This window comes from Streptomyces sp. NPDC043861 (assembly GCF_056435905.1).
The window spans coordinates 199,414-213,875 of record NZ_JBWKDP010000002.1; the positions used below are offsets into that span (position 1 = coordinate 199,414).

At 71.1% G+C, this 14,462-nt stretch carries 13 protein-coding genes; 9 read left to right on the forward strand and 4 right to left on the reverse strand.

Annotated features, from left to right (window positions below):
* Nucleotides 1-73: 73 nt before the first annotated feature.
* Together AC068D_RS05365 and AC068D_RS05370 are read left to right on the forward strand one after the other, a co-directional pair.
* Nucleotides 74-862 carry an ECF transporter S component gene (locus AC068D_RS05365; protein WP_478822016.1) on the forward strand — a complete coding sequence of 263 codons (789 nt, stop codon included), beginning with the start codon at nucleotides 74-76 and terminating at the stop codon, nucleotides 860-862.
* Nucleotides 863-1,162: 300 nt separating this feature from the next.
* Nucleotides 1,163-1,564 carry an aggregation-promoting factor C-terminal-like domain-containing protein gene (locus AC068D_RS05370; protein ID WP_478821620.1) on the forward strand — a complete coding sequence of 134 codons (402 nt, stop codon included), beginning with the start codon at nucleotides 1,163-1,165 and terminating at the stop codon, nucleotides 1,562-1,564.
* Between the two features lie 126 nt (nucleotides 1,565-1,690).
* On the opposite strand, the gene AC068D_RS05375 is transcribed toward AC068D_RS05370, so the two are convergent.
* Nucleotides 1,691-2,860 carry a steroid 3-ketoacyl-CoA thiolase gene (locus tag AC068D_RS05375; protein ID WP_478821621.1) on the reverse strand — a complete coding sequence of 390 codons (1,170 nt, stop codon included), beginning with the start codon at nucleotides 2,858-2,860 and terminating at the stop codon, nucleotides 1,691-1,693.
* Between the two features lie 234 nt (nucleotides 2,861-3,094).
* On the opposite strand from AC068D_RS05375, the gene AC068D_RS05380 reads away from it, so the two are divergent.
* Complete coding sequence (locus AC068D_RS05380) at nucleotides 3,095-4,345, forward strand: cytochrome P450 (RefSeq protein ID WP_478821622.1); 1,251 nt, start codon at nucleotides 3,095-3,097, stop codon at nucleotides 4,343-4,345.
* A 152-nt stretch (nucleotides 4,346-4,497) separates the two neighbouring features.
* Here AC068D_RS05380 and AC068D_RS05385 read toward each other — a convergent pair whose 3' ends face one another.
* Complete coding sequence (locus AC068D_RS05385) at nucleotides 4,498-6,318, reverse strand: hypothetical protein (RefSeq protein WP_478821623.1); 1,821 nt, start codon at nucleotides 6,316-6,318, stop codon at nucleotides 4,498-4,500.
* Nucleotides 6,319-6,629: 311 nt separating this feature from the next.
* Here AC068D_RS05385 and AC068D_RS05390 point away from each other — a divergent pair, with 311 nt between their 5' ends.
* The 4 genes from AC068D_RS05390 (at nucleotide 6,630) to AC068D_RS05405 (ending at nucleotide 10,052) form a co-directional block, all read left to right on the forward strand.
* A complete protein-coding gene (locus tag AC068D_RS05390) occupies nucleotides 6,630-7,685 on the forward strand; it encodes an aldo/keto reductase (protein ID WP_478821624.1) in 1,056 nt (351 codons plus the stop codon).
* A gap of 102 nt (nucleotides 7,686-7,787) precedes the next feature.
* Nucleotides 7,788-8,063 (forward strand): GNAT family N-acetyltransferase, encoded by a 276-nt coding sequence (locus AC068D_RS05395; protein WP_478822017.1) that lies wholly within the window; start codon nucleotides 7,788-7,790, stop codon nucleotides 8,061-8,063.
* 262 nt (nucleotides 8,064-8,325) lie between these two features.
* Complete coding sequence (locus AC068D_RS05400; protein WP_478821625.1) at nucleotides 8,326-9,387, forward strand: DUF2330 domain-containing protein; 1,062 nt, start codon at nucleotides 8,326-8,328, stop codon at nucleotides 9,385-9,387.
* The gene (locus tag AC068D_RS05405; RefSeq protein WP_478821626.1) at nucleotides 9,384-10,052 is read left to right on the forward strand and encodes an O-methyltransferase; all 669 of its coding nucleotides are present in this window, start codon (nucleotides 9,384-9,386) and stop codon (nucleotides 10,050-10,052) included. The genes AC068D_RS05400 and AC068D_RS05405 overlap by 4 nt, the downstream gene beginning before the upstream one ends.
* Here the strand turns inward: AC068D_RS05405 and AC068D_RS05410 are convergent.
* Nucleotides 9,979-11,199, reverse strand: coding sequence for a serpin family protein (locus tag AC068D_RS05410; RefSeq protein WP_478821627.1), 1,221 nt, complete (start codon nucleotides 11,197-11,199; stop codon nucleotides 9,979-9,981). The genes AC068D_RS05405 and AC068D_RS05410 overlap by 74 nt on opposite strands.
* A 62-nt stretch (nucleotides 11,200-11,261) precedes the next feature.
* Between AC068D_RS05410 and AC068D_RS05415 the strand changes: the two genes are divergently transcribed.
* Together AC068D_RS05415 and AC068D_RS05420 are read left to right on the forward strand one after the other, a co-directional pair.
* Entirely contained in the window at nucleotides 11,262-11,594 is a 333-nt protein-coding gene (locus tag AC068D_RS05415; protein WP_478821628.1) for an antibiotic biosynthesis monooxygenase family protein, read from the forward strand.
* Nucleotides 11,595-11,769: 175 nt separating this feature from the next.
* Entirely contained in the window at nucleotides 11,770-12,249 is a 480-nt protein-coding gene (locus AC068D_RS05420; RefSeq protein WP_478821629.1) for a GNAT family N-acetyltransferase, read from the forward strand.
* Between the two features lie 11 nt (nucleotides 12,250-12,260).
* On the opposite strand, the gene AC068D_RS05425 is transcribed toward AC068D_RS05420, so the two are convergent.
* Nucleotides 12,261-14,342 (reverse strand): MDR family MFS transporter, encoded by a 2,082-nt coding sequence (locus AC068D_RS05425; protein ID WP_478821630.1) that lies wholly within the window; start codon nucleotides 14,340-14,342, stop codon nucleotides 12,261-12,263.
* Between the last annotated feature and the right edge of the window lie 120 nt (nucleotides 14,343-14,462).

Here is a 14,462-nt window from a genome sequence, read left to right on the forward strand (position 1 = left end):
GGAGCACCCCGCCGGCCAGGATCCCGTCGGCCCTGCCCGCGCCGCCCGTCCCGTCCGCCTGGGCCCCCGCTCCATGGCCGCGCTGGCGCTGATCAGTGCCATCGGCGTCGTCGCCTTCGGCTGGCCCCTGCTCGCCGACGCCGAGGCCGGTGTCACCGCGCACGCCCAGGACGCACCCTGGCTCTTCGCCGCTCTGCTCCCCCTTCTGATCGCCGTCGTCGTCGCCACGATCTCCGACGGCGGCGTCGACGCCAAGGCCGTCGCGATGCTCGGCGTGCTGGCGGCGGTCGGCGCCGCGCTGCGCCCGCTCGGCGCGGGCACCGCGGGCCTGGAGCCCATGTTCTTCCTCATGGTTTTGAGCGGCCGCGTCCTCGGTCCAGGTTTCGGATTCGTGCTGGGCTCGGTCACGATGTTCGCGTCCGCCCTGCTCACCGGTGGTGTCGGTCCCTGGATGCCGTTCCAGATGCTGGCCATGGGCTGGTTCGCCATGGGGGCGGGGCTTCTCCCCGGCCGGCACCGGCTCCGAGGGCGCCCGGAGCTGGTGATGCTCGCCGTGTACGGTTTCGCCGCGGCCTTCGCGTACGGCACGATCATGAACCTGTACGGCTGGACGATCGTCCCGGGCCTCGCCTCGGGGATCTCCTTCCACGCCGGCGACCCGGTGCACGAGAACCTGATCCGCTTCCTCGCCTACTGCCTGGCGACCTCGCTCGGCTGGGACCTGGGGCGTGCAGTACTCACGGCCGTCCTGACGCTCACCGTCGGCGCCACGCTTCTCAGGGCGCTGCGACGGGCCACTCGCAGGGCCGCCTTCGAGGCCCAGGTCACATTCAGGGCCCCGGAAAACCTCCCCGAGGGGTGAGGCGGCCCACAGGACCAAGGTCCCGGAACTATCGGGCTTCGTAGCCGTCCCCCGAGGACGGCCCTTCCCGGGGCACCGCCTCCCACCTGCATATAGACCCCCTATGTCCGGTTAAGGACTTTCGTCCCATCCTGTTCCTTCTTACTCGTATATACGGGGTGAGCCCGGTCACGGCGCGGCCCGGGGAACCGCCGCTAGAACTGTTCTCGTCGCAAGGCGCTGCAGGGCCTCGAGCCCGGCAACACCAGCCCGCTCGGCCCCGCCCTCGCGACACCCATGACCCCGACGTTAGGTATCGCCTTGTCCCGCTCGCTTTTCACCCGACTCGCCGCCCGCAACAAGTCCGTTGTCGCCGGCACCGCCGTGCTCCTCGGTGCGGCCGGTGCGGTGATGGGGACGACGACGACGGCCTCTGCCGCCACGCCCCAGGAAATCGCGAAGACGATGATGCCCGCGGCCCAGTTCCAGTGCTTCGACAAGATCGTCGAGCACGAGTCCAACTGGAACCACACGGCGACCAACGCCTCCTCCGGTGCGTACGGCCTGGTCCAGGCCCTGCCCGGCGGCAAGATGGCCAGCGCCGGCGCCGACTGGAAGACCAACCCGAAGACCCAGATCAAGTGGGGTCTCGAGTACATGAACGAGCGCTACGGCAGCCCGTGCGGCGCCTGGAACTTCTGGCAGGCCAACCACTGGTACTGAGCCGCCCGGCACCGAGCCGCCGGCTGAGCGCCCACGAACGGACAGGGCTCCGGAGCGACATCGTCGCCCCGGGGCCCTGCTGCCATGTCCCGCTCCGCCGCGATTCCACGGCGCCCTGCGGTTCGCTCAGAGCCGCTGGATGATCGTCCCGGTCGCCAGCGCCCCGCCCGCACACATCGTCACCAGTGCGAACTCCCCGCCCCTGCGCTCCAGCTCGTGCAGTGCGGTGGTGATGAGCCGCGCCCCAGTCGCCCCGACCGGGTGCCCCAGGGCGATGGCCCCGCCATTGACGTTGACCTTCTCCAGATCCTGCTCGAAGACCTGCGCCCAGCTCAGCACCACCGATGCGAACGCCTCGTTGATCTCGACCAGATCGATGTCCTTGAGCGACATCCCCGCCTTCCCCAGCACCGCCCGCGTTGCGTCGATCGGCCCGTCCAGGTGGTAGTGCGGGTCCGATCCCACGAGCGCCTGGGCCACGATGCGGGCACGGGCCTTCAGCTTCAGCGCCCGCGCCATCCGCTTGGACGCCCACATGATCGCCGCCGCCCCGTCCGATATCTGTGACGAGTTGCCCGCCGTGTGGACCGCGGTGGGCATGACCGGCTTCAGCCCGGCCAGCGCCTCCATCGAGGTGTCCCTCAGACCTTCGTCGCGGTCGACGAGCCGCCACATGCCCTGCCCTGCGGCCTGTTCCTCCTCCGTCGTGGGCACCTGGACCGCGAACGTCTCCCGCTTGAAGCGCTCCTCCGACCATGCGGCCGCCGCGCGCTCCTGCGACAGCAGCCCGAGCGAGTCGACCCGCTCCCGGGTGAGCCCCCGGTTGCGTGCGATGCGTTCCGCGGCCTCGAACTGGTTGGGCAGGTCGACGTTCCACTCGTCGGGCCAGGGCTTCCCCGGTCCGTGCTTGGAACCACTGCCCAGAGGCACGCGCGACATGGCCTCGACCCCGCAGCTGATGCCGACGTCGATGACCCCGGCCGCGATCATGTTCGCGGTCATGTGCGAGGCCTGCTGGGACGAACCGCACTGACAGTCCACGGTCGTCGCGGCGGTTTCGTACGGAAGCCCCATCGCCAGCCAGGCATTGCGCGCGGGGTTCATGGACTGCTCGCCGGCATGGGTCACCGTGCCGCCGACGATCTGTTCGACGCAGTCGGCATGGATGCCGGTGCGACCCAGAAGTTCACGGTAGGTCTCACCCAGCAGATAGGCGGGGTGCAGATTGGCGAGCGCGCCGCCGCGCTTGCCGATGGGCGTGCGTACGGCTTCGACGATGACGGGTTCCGCGGCCATGAGCTCGTCCTCTCCTCGCGCTCGGCGGGGCGTCCCGGCGCCCCGCACGGCGGGCCCAGCGAAGAACTGATACGCGTTCTAGTTCTCCTAGCAGTCTTATGAGGCTTACCCGTGGTACGCAAGGGTCTTGCACAGCCCCGGCACGCAACAGTTCCCGCCACGACCCTTGCCAGTTGTAGAACCCGTTACTACCTTGCGGGCAATTCTGATGGGCCGTCAGACATGGAGTTGCCCATGCCCTGTCCAGCGCTCCCCGAAGGGTTCGACGCCACCGACCCGGATCTCCTCCACGCCCGCATACCCTTCCCGGAGTTCGCGGAGCTACGGCAGACCGCACCGGTCTGGTGGTGCCGGCAACCCCGCGGCATCACCGGCTTCGACGACGACGGGTACTGGATCGTCACGCGGCACGCGGACGTCAAGTACGTCTCCACTCACCCCGAGTTGTTCTCCTCCACCGAGAACACGGCCGTCATCCGCTTCAACGAGCACATCACGCGCGACCAGATCGAGGTCCAGAAGCTGATCATGCTGAACATGGACCCGCCCGAACACACCCGGGTCCGCCAGATCGTGCAGCGCGGCTTCACCCCACGGGCGATACGAGGCCTCGAGGCGGCCCTGCGCGACCGGGCCCGGAAGATCGTCACCGAGGCGAAGCGGAACGCGGACGCCGACGGCAGCTTCGACTTCGTCACCAACATCGCCGTGGAGCTGCCCCTGCAGGCGATCGCCGAACTCATCGGTGTGCCCCAGGAGGACCGCTCCCGCATCTTCGACTGGTCGAACAAGATGGTCGCGTACGACGACCCGGAGTACGCCATCACCGAAGAGATCGGCGCCGAGGCCGCCATGGAGCTCATCGGCTACTCCATGAACATGGCCTCCGCCCGGAAGGAGTGCCCGGCCAACGACATCGTCAGCCGGCTCGTCGCGGCCGAGGGCGAGGGCAACCTGTCCTCGGACGAATTCGGCTTCTTCGTGCTGCTCCTGGCCGTGGCGGGCAACGAGACCACCCGCAATGCCATCAGCCACGGCATGCACGCCTTCCTCACCCACCCCGACCAGTGGGAGCTCTACAAGCGCGAACGTCCCGCGACCGCGGCCGAGGAGATCGTCCGCTGGGCCACACCGGTCGTCTCCTTCCAGCGCACCGCGACGGAGGACACCGAGCTCGGCGGCCAGAAGCTCAAGAAGGGCGACCGGGTGGGGCTGTTCTACTCGTCCGCCAACAACGACCCCGAGGTCTTCGAGAACCCGGAGGACTTCGACATCACCCGGGACCCGAACCCTCATCTGGGCTTCGGCGGCGGAGGCCCCCACTTCTGCCTGGGCAAGTCCCTCGCCATCCACGAGATCGACCTCATCTTCAACGCGGTCGCCGACACCCTGCCCGACATCCGCCTCACGGGCGACCCCCGCCGGCTGCGCGCGGCCTGGCTCAACGGGATCAAGGAACTCCAGGTCGGCGTGGGCGGCACCTGAGCCCGTCGGCGCCGCACCCGGACATGGGAGACGGGGGCATCCCCCTACGCCCCGCCCCCGTCCCCCGCCCGGGTCCTGGGTCCTGTCCGGCACCGGCACCGGCACCGGCACCGGCCGACGGACGCCGCCTGGCCCCCGCCTGGACGACGACTTCACGACAGCGCGGACGCTCGGGCCGCGGGGCCGTCCCCTTCCTCCACGCGCTGCCAGGCGGCCGTGAACAGCTCCGGCAGGGTGCGGCCCGGCAGCGGCACGTCCACGACCGTGCCGCCGTCGGCGGACAGCCGGGCGTCGTGCAGAACGGCCTTCCACACCTCCATCGGTGGCAGCGGACTGGCCGCATGGGCCCAGGGGCCGGGCAGGAAGACCGAGCGGCCGGCACGGGGGCGTTTGTCCTCGACCACGAGACCTCGCTCCAGGAGCGCGGCGACGGCGCCGCGGTGCCGGGCCGGCGTCCACCCGTTCCAGCGGCGGACGCGGCGGTCGGCGGGGATGTCGAGTGCCAGCAGCTGGAGGTAGAGCGCCGCCGGGTCCTCGCCAATCCCGAGCCGGTCCGCCGCCCGCCGGACCAGGTCCGGTGCACAGGCCCGCGGATCGGACTCGTAGCGGCCATCGGGCAGGCCGCCGTTCGCGATGCGGTCCATCGTGCGCGCGCAGGTCTCACCGCACAGCCACTCGGCGCGCTGCTCGGACACACCGCGCCGCCAGAGGGTGTCGTACAACAGCTGGGCGGAGGGGAAGGAGCGGGGGTGCTCCAGTGCCTGTCGCAGGATCCGCACCACCTCCGGGGCCCCTTCCCGGACCGGGTCCCCTGCGGGCAGATCGGCGTAGCTCCAGGGGAGGGCCGTGAACACGTCCTCCCACAACCGGTCGGCGTCGTACCGGTCGGTCACGTCGAAGGCCGTGCGGAAGGCCCTGCGCTGCATACGGTGCGTCAAGGAGCGGTCGTGGATGCGGACCGGGACCGCAGCCGCCTCGGGTTCGAGGAACAGCCCGCACACCTCGGTCGCGGACAGCTTCGTGCGCAGGGCCAGCGCAGCCTCCCACGTCGGCCCGGGGGCAGCGGCGCGGACGTACCCCTGCCCGGCCCAGGCGCTCGCGATCCGCGCCGCGACCCGCCGCAGACCGCCCGGTTCCCACAGGTCGACGGGATCGTCCGGGAGCACATCGGCGAGCAACTGGAACCGGTCGAGGTCGTCCAGCCGCGACAGTTCCCGGTACGCGTCCTCGGCCTCGGCGGCCCTGAGCCCGAGCACCTGGCGCTCGTCGTTGTCGAGGAACGGCGTGTAGCAGCCGTTCGAGCCGGGATTTCCGGCCAGGGTGACGGCAGCCGCTCCCCGGCTCATCCCGGTGGCCCCGCTCAGCTCCGCGACCGCCTCGGCGTCCCAGGGCAGCGGTCCGCGCTCGCGGACGAGCGCAACCAGCTGCCGCAGCTGCTCGGCCGTGCCCCAGCCGCGCGGAACATCCACCGCCTCCTTCACCTCACCGAGGCGGGGAGGGCCGGCGTCACCGGTGCGCGCCTCGAGGTACCGCCGGGCCCCGTCGATCGTCCAGGACGTGGCGAGTGCCGCGCCGTGTCCGTCGCGCACCGCCCACGGCCCCTCCCCCACGACCTGCCCGGTGCGGAAGCGGAACCGCGGGTCGACGAACGGGCTCTCCGCCCAGACCTCGAGCAGGTTCAGCAGCACATCGCGCCGCTGCGGACGGGTCGAGGGCGCCGCGGCGCGCAGGGCGATCAGCCCGATGCGCCCGATGAACCGCCGCCAGGACCCCTCACCGGCGGGGCGCGGGCCGTCCTCGCCGGCGGCGGGCTCCCAGGTCCCGGCGATGAACCGCCCGGCGCGCTCGATGGCCACGAGGGCGTCGCCGTCCCACGTCCCGCCGCCGCTGATCAGCCCCTGAAGAGCGGGGGCGACGGCATACCTGTCCCATTGCGCGGCGGTCCACGTGGCCCTGTCGTCGATCTCGGTCATGACCACGATCCTGGCGGACACCACTGACAACGCCCGCACCGGGCAGGGGGCTTGCACCTGCCGGGCTCGCCCTGCGTCGACGACACTGCCCGCGGCAGGGGCCGGAGTGGGGCGGGGAGCGTCGGGACCTCGGATTCGCGGCGGCAGTGTCGCACAAGTGACCTACAGAACAGAAAGCTTGCCCGGATATCGATCCAATTCGATCTCCGTGAAGGCCACTTGATCTAGAGCGCACTCGAAGTTCTAAGGTGCGGTGTCCGTTCGGTGTCTGTTCGGGACCAGAGCCGACCGATCAGCAAAGGAGCATGACCATGCGATACCGCGTCCTCGGGGGCACCGGCATCGAAGTGAGCGCGTACTGCCTGGGCACCATGATGTTCGGTTCCGTCGGAAACCCCGACCACGACGACTCCGCGCGCATCATCAACACCGCTCTTGACCAGGGCATCAACTTCGTGGACACGGCGGACATGTACTCCGCGGGCGAGTCCGAGGAGATCGTGGGAAAGGCTCTGCGGGGCCGCCGTGACGAGGTCGTCCTCGCCACCAAGGTGCATTTCCGGATGGGCGAGGGCCGCAACCGGAGCGGCAATTCACGGCGCTGGATCCTTAAGGCGGTGGAGGACAGCCTGAAGCGGCTGGGTACGGACTGGATCGACCTGTACCAGGTGCACCGCCCCGACCACACGACCGACATCGAGGAGACGCTGTCGGTCCTCGGCGACCTCGTCCGCGAGGGGAAGATCCGGGCCTTCGGCTGCTCCACCTTCCCGGCCGAGGAGATCGCCGAAGCCCATCATGTCGCCGAGCGCCGTGGCCTCGCCCGCTTCAGGACCGAGCAGCCGCCCTACTCGATACTCGCCCGCGGCATCGAATCCTCCGTGCTGCCGACCTGCCGGCGCTACGGCATGGGGGTGCTGACCTGGAGTCCGCTCGCCTCCGGCTTCCTCACCGGCAGGTACCGCAAGGGCGGCGCCATCGACCTCACCACCGGCCGCGCCGCTCTCATGCCGGCCCGGTTCGATCCCTCGATCCCCGTGAACGCCACCAAGCTCGAGGCCGTCGAACAGCTCGTCGAGCTCGCAGAGAGCATCGGCTGCTCCCTGCCCGAACTCGCCATCGCGTTCGCCGCCGCGCATCCGGCCGTCACCTCGGTGATCATCGGCCCGCGCACCATGCCGCAGCTGGAAGCCCTGCTCAAGGGCTCCTCCGTCACGCTCGACGACGCCACCCTCGACCGTATCGACGAGATCGTGCCGCCGGGCACCAACGTCTACCACCCCGACGGCGTCTGGCGGTCGCCGTCCCTCACCGACACCGCCCGGCGGCGCCGCCCGCTGTCGGACCGTGCTGCGGCCCAGGCGTGATGCTCGGTGGAGCGCGCGTCCGTCCGGATCCGGGCCGGCCTGACGGCGGTCGCGGTGGCGGAGGAGAACGGGACGGCGCTGTGCTCGGGCCAGCACCAGCCTGTGGGCCCGGTCAGCGAGATCGTCGGCGTGGGGACACTGCCCAGCGCCCGCCGGCGCGGTCTGGGGAGGGCGGTCACGGGAGCGCTGCTGGCGGACGCCCGGGCGCGGGGCATCTCGACGGTGTTCCTGTCCGCGCGGGACGAGGACGTGGCCCGGATCTATGCGGGGGCTCGGCTTCCGCCGTGTCGCCACCGCCCTGATCGCCGAGGCGGCTTCGTAGTCCGTCGGCGTTCGGACTCGAGGGGAGAGAACGAAGCCGCCAGGCACGAAGTGTGACGGAAATTCCACACTCCTCACCGGATCCGACAGCCCGCAGGCGCCCGCGCCGACCCCGCCGAACCCCCTCCGCGGACCCGTCGTCGGGTGATCAAGTGGCGGAGCAGCCGCCGGGGGCGGATGCTGGCTGGACGCGGCGATCCACCCGAGGGGGCGCCGGGGCAGCCGGCCCCGGCGCCCCCTCGGGCCGCTGCGCTGGAACCGGAGACTCCGCCCCGCCGTCCGAAGAGGCATGCGGGGGATACACAGGATTCTGCTGGTGATGGGCGCACTGTTCGCGCTACAGGCCGGTTCGTTGATCGCGCCGGCGTACGCGTGCGGCTGTGGCGCGATGATCCCGGACGGCACGTCCCGGATGGCCGTCGAACGGGAGACGTCGGCCCTTCACTGGGACGGCAGTACGGAGCGGATCGTCATGCGGTTCACCGTGGGCGGCAACGCCCCGCGCGCCGCCTGGATCATGCCGGTGCCCGGCCGGGCCACGGTCGAGCTGGGCGATGGCGCGCTATTCGACGAACTGGGGGAGCTCACCGGGCCCGAGCACAGGACCAGGCATTACTTCTGGCCCCGGGACGGGGACTGGCCCTTCGACACGACGGACGGCAGCGCAGGGGCGGCCGCTCCGCCCGCCGGCGCCGGGGCACCGCCCGTCGGTGTCGTCGGCCGCGAGCGCCTCGGGGACTTCGACGTGGCCCGGCTGACGGCCACCGACCCGGAAGCGCTGCGCGGCTGGCTCGACGAGAACGGCTTCGAGCTTCCGGGCCGGCTGACGCCCGAGCTGAAGCCGTACGTCGACCGGAAGTGGGAGTACGTCGCCGTCCGGCTCGCCCCTGACCGCAAGGGCGCCGTGCTCGGCGGCACTCTCGACCCCCTCCGGATCAGCTTCGCCAGCGACCGGCTGGTCTACCCGATGCGGCTGTCACGGCTCGCCCGGACCCCTCAGTCACTGGACCTGTACGTCCTCGCGCCGCACCGCATGGAGCCGCGCGGCTCGATCGGGGGTGCCGCGCCCGAGGTGACGTACGCGGGCACCGTCCGGCCCGAAGGGGAGGTCGGAAACCTGACGGGAGGCGCACCGGCGTTTCTCACCGCGATCGAGCAGGAGTTCCCGGTGCCGTCCCGGATCGACGGGGACCACGAACTGCGGCGGGCCGCCGCGGACACTCCTTACCGGCGGGTGGTGTGGCGGGGCGAACTGCTGACCGTCGGCGGGGTGCCGGTGTGGCTCGCCACGGTGGGCGGGGCGCTCACCGTCGTGGTCGTCGCGGCTGCCGCACTGCGCCGGGGCATGGGCCGGCGCCGCCGCGGTACGTTGCCGGTATGACCGATGACCAATGGGACGCCGTAGACACGTACTTCACCGACCATCTCGCCCCTTCCGACGAGGCCCTGACAGCCGCGCTCGCCGCAAGTGACGCGGCCGGGCTGCCGCAGATCGCCGTCGCACCGATTCAGGGCAAACTGCTGCACCTGCTCGCCCTCACCCAGGGCGCCCGAAAGATCCTGGAGATCGGCACCCTCGGCGGGTACAGCACCATCTGGCTGGGCCGTGCGCTGCCCGCCGACGGGCAGCTGATCTCGCTCGAGTTCAGTCCTGCACACGCGGACGTGGCCCGCGCCAACCTGGCACGCGCCGGACTCGACAAGACCGTCGAGGTCAGGACGGGCCCGGCGCTCGACTCCCTGGCCCGGCTGGAGGCGGAGGGCGCGGGTCCGTTCGACCTGTTCTTCATCGACGCCGACAAGGTGAACAACCCCAACTACGTGGAGTGGGCGGTGAAGTTGTCCCGGCCGGGCAGCCTCATCATCGTCGACAACGTGGTCCGCGACGGCGCGGTGGCCGACGCGGCGAGCGAGGACGAAGCGGTGCGCGCCGTCCGCCGGATGATCGAACTCGTCGGGGAGCACCCGAGGCTCAGCGCGACGGCGGTGCAGACGGTGGGGGCTCGGGGCTACGACGGGATCCTCCTGGCGCGGGTGCAGGGCTGAGACCTCCCGGGGGACCCGGCCGGGGCGGCACGGGCGGCCAGGGCGGCAAAAGCAGGCTCTGGCGCCTGGACGCACCGTCGATCGGCTCACCGGCGGGTGCATTCGCCTGCCAGGCCGCGAACAGCGGTACCTCGCCGGTCCCGTCGAGGACGACGAGACCGAAGGGCCGGTCGAAGGCGATGCGCAGGACCCGTTGCGGGCGGGGCGGCGCACTGCCGGGGGCGGCGAGTACCACCGTCACGGCCGCCGCCTCGACGCCGAGTTCGGCGACCTTGATGACGGACTCCTGGACGACCTTGGAGATCTCGAGAGGCTCCGGGGACAGTCCCGAGAAGTCGGCGACCGGCGAAGTCGCCCGGAGCACACCGAAAGCCGGCAGCCGGGGCGTGACGTCCACGGTGGTACGGAGCTCGAGCCGCGGCAGGGCGAGGCTGACGACCTCCGCCTCGACCGGCCGCCAGGTCCCACGGGGCGCCCACGCGGCGGGCAGCACGTCCGCGGGCCCCGCACCCGGCGCACCGAGCACGAAGCGCACACGCGCCGGGGCGGGACCGCCGGGCACGGACGCACAGCAGAGCTCGACCACCTGGGCCGTCCCCACTGTCCATGCCTCGCCCGGCCGCAGCCGCCGCTGCATGGTCGGCACCTGGTGCACGACGCCCGCGCCATCGGTGAAGGGCGCGCCGCGGGTGAGGTGGGACTCGAACGGAGTCGCCCAACGCGCCTTCAGAGCCAGTGCGTTGACGAGCGCGAGCAAGGTGTCGTGCTGGATGTCCACGGGCAGCTTGTCGATCTGCCCGCCCGTCGCCTCCTTCACCCAGGCATCGATCTCGTCGGCGTCCAGATGACCGAACCCGATGTCCGGCAGAGCCTCCCGGTAGGCCCGGTACACCGGCACCTTGCTCCACACCCGCGTCGCCACCGCAACCGCGTCGGTTCCCGCGATCGCCCGCGCGGCGCCGGTCACGGCCGCGGCTGCGTCCGCCTCCGCGACCCCGAGCAGCGCACGCAGCTCGTCCGCGGTCCCGCCCCGCGCACCGGCCGCCACGGCCCCGAGTGCCAGCCACAGCCCGGCGGGCGAACAGACGAAGTCCTCGCCCTCACCGTCGCCCAGCAGCCGGAACCAGCGTTCCCCCAGCTTGCGCACTGCCGGCGCGTGTCCGACAAGTCCCGTCCCGTCCAATGCAGCCGCCCCCATATCCTGCCTGCATGAGCATCGTGAAGATCAATGTACTGACCGTCCCCGCAGAGCAGCGCGAAACCCTGGAGAAGCGGTTCGGCGCCCGCGCGGGCCTGGTGGAATCCTCCGACGGCTTCGAGTGGTTCGAACTGCTCCGCCCCGTCGAGGGCACCGACCAGTACCTCGTCTACACCCGCTGGCGCGACGAGGAGTCCTTCCAGGCGTGGATGGAGGGCCCGATGAAAGCCGCGCACCAGGGCGGCGGCGGTGAAGGCGGCGGCGACCGCGCCAGGCCGGCCGCAAGCGGTTCGCAGGTGTGGTCCTTCGAGGTCGTGCAGCAGGCGGCGCCGAAGAACGGATGAACTGGGCGCGGCCGGTGTCCGGGGGCTGCGGCTCCGCCACCGGGTCGGGGCCGGTGCGAGTTCGACCAGGTGAGGTCCGTTCGCGCGAGGGGGTAGGGGCCTGAGCCGGTCGGCCGGGCCGGACCTGGCAATATCCGCTCGCACCGCGGCGTACGGTCGAGGTAGGAATTGCCGTATGACAGCATGGTCCGTCCGATCCGAGCACTTCGGCACCCCCGATGCCACTGCACTTCGCCGCGACTACTACGACGAGGTCGCGAGCCGCTATTGGGGGCGGCCCGCGACCGGGGCGGAGGTCGATGAAGGGCTGTCCGGGGACGGTGTCGAGCAACTCTCCGGCTCCACCGGCGACTTCGTCGTCGGGCGGCTCGACGGCGAGGCCGGCGCCTGCGGCGGGGTGCTGATGCTGGACGGTGGGACCGCCGAGCTGACCCGGGTGTACGTACGGCCCGGGTTCCGCGGCTCCGGTGGCGGGATCGCGCTGCTCGGCGCACTGGAGGAAAGGGCACGGCAGCTGGGTGCGAAGCGCATGGTGCTGAACACCCGGCTGGATCTCGTGGAGGCCCGGGCGCTGTACTCGGGCAACGGCTATGCGGAGATACCGGCGTACTGCGAGGGTCCGTACATGGACGTCTGGTACGGCAAGGACCTGTAGAGCCCCACGTCTCAGTGCGGTCGCTCGCGCCGCCATGCCTCGTGGTCGCGGTGCGGGGCACCGCCGTACGGCCGTTCGCCGTCCGAACCCCCCAGCTCTGCGGTGAGCTCCCGCACCAGCTGCGCCAGATCCGTCGGCCGTTCCGGGCCCCACCAGTCACCGAGCAGCCGGGCCAGCGAGTCCTCCCGGGCCGCTGCGAGCTTCGCCGCGGCTTCGACGCCCTTGTCGGTGAGCATCAGCGACAGCCCCTCGCGCCGGGCCAGTCCGCGCTCCTCCACCTGCCGGGACGCCTCGGTGATGGCCTTGAGCGGTATGGGCGTGACGTCCGCGAGCCGGGACGGCTCGACCAGTCCGTTCCGCTTGATCCGTAGCAGCAGCCAGCTCGCCGCCGGGACCAGGTCGAGACCCGCGTCGCGGGTGATCTTCACATAGATCGCCTTGCGTCCCTCGCGCGACCCGAGGACCGACAGCGCCCGGGCGCACTCGTCGTAGGAGGAACGCTCGACGGGGTTGGAGGCGAGCGTCTCGCTGACCTCGGGTGCGGTGACCGAGCCCCGCAGCTTGTCCTCCTTCAGACAGCAGGCGAAGACGAGCGCGATCAGGACGATCGGGGACGCGTACAGGAAGACGTCCGTGATGGCGGTGGAGAAGGCGTGCAGCACCGGCTGCTGCAGATCGGGCGGGAGCCGGGTGATGCCGCGGGGGTCGGCGGCGAGCTGGTCGGGGCCGGCGCCGGGCGGCAGCCGGTGTCCGGCGAGCGCGGCGGCGAGCCTGTCGTTGAGCAGGTTGGTGAAGATGGTGCCGAAGACCGCGACACCGAACGACGCTCCGATGGAGCGGAAGAAGGTCGACCCCGAGGTGGCGACGCCGAGGTCCGCGTAGCTCACGGAGTTCTGCACGACCAGCACCAGCACCTGGATCACCAGACCGATCCCGGCGCCGAACACGAAGAAGTACAGACCCATCTCCCAGACCGGCGTGTCCTCGTGGAGCTGGTGGAGCAGCAGCAGCCCGAGGGCGGTGACGGCCGTGCCCGCGACCGGGAAGACCTTCCAGCGTCCGGTGCGGCTGACGATCTGGCCGGACGCGGTGGAGGTGAGCAGCAGCCCGAGGACCATGGGCAGCATGTGCACACCGGACATGGTGGGGGTCACGCCCTGGACCACCTGCAGGAACGTCGGCAGGTAGACCATCGCGCCGAACATCGCGAAGCCGACGACGAAGCTGATGACCGAGACGAGGGTGAAGGTGCGGATCCGGAACAGCCTCAGCGGCAGTACGGGCTCGGCCGCGCGTCGTTCGGTGTACACGAAGGCGACGAGGAGGACGGCCCCGAGGACCGCGAGCCCGATGACCTGTGCCGAGTCCCAGGCCCAGGTGGTGCCGCCGAGGGAGGCGACCAGCACCAGACAGGTGGCGACCGAGGCGATCAGGAAGGTGCCGAGGTAGTCGATGGTGTGGTGGGTACGTCTCGCCGGGATGTGCAGCACCGCGGCGATGACGAAGAGGGCGACAATACCGACGGGAAGGTTGATGTAGAAGACCCAGCGCCAGCTGAGGTGCTGGGTGAACAGCCCGCCGAGCAGCGGCCCCAGCACGCTCGTCGCGCCGAAGACGGCACCGAAGAAGCCCTGGTAGCGGCCGCGTTCGCGAGGCGCGACGATGTCGCCGACGATCGCCATGGACAGCACGATGAGTCCGCCGCCACCGAGGCCCTGGAGAGCGCGGAAGGCGATGAGCTGGGTCATGTCCTGGGCGATGCCGCACAGGGCCGAGCCGATGAGGAAGACGACGATCGCGGTCTGGAAGAGTTTCTTGCGCCCGTACTGGTCGCCCAGCTTGCCCCAGAGAGGAGTTGCGGCGGTGGAGGCCAGCAGGTAGGCGGTGACGACCCAGGACAGATGCTCCAGGCCGCCGAGTTCGCTGACGATGGTCGGCAGGGCCGTCGAGACGATGGTCTGGTCGAGTGAGGCGAGCAGCATGCCGAGCAGTAGCGCGCCGATCGCGACGAGCACGGATCTGCGGCTCCGCCCTGCGCCGGTTCCGGGTATCGGGCCCGGGTTCACGGCCGGGCTGCCGACCTCCTGCGCCATGTGCACTCCTCGGGTCCGGCTGGTCCCTCGCGCCCCCCTCGCCCTGCACGTCCTCCCATCCTGGCGGGTCTGTCCCGTTATGGCCTGCCGAACCGGGGCTCCGGGCCGTGGCACTGGACA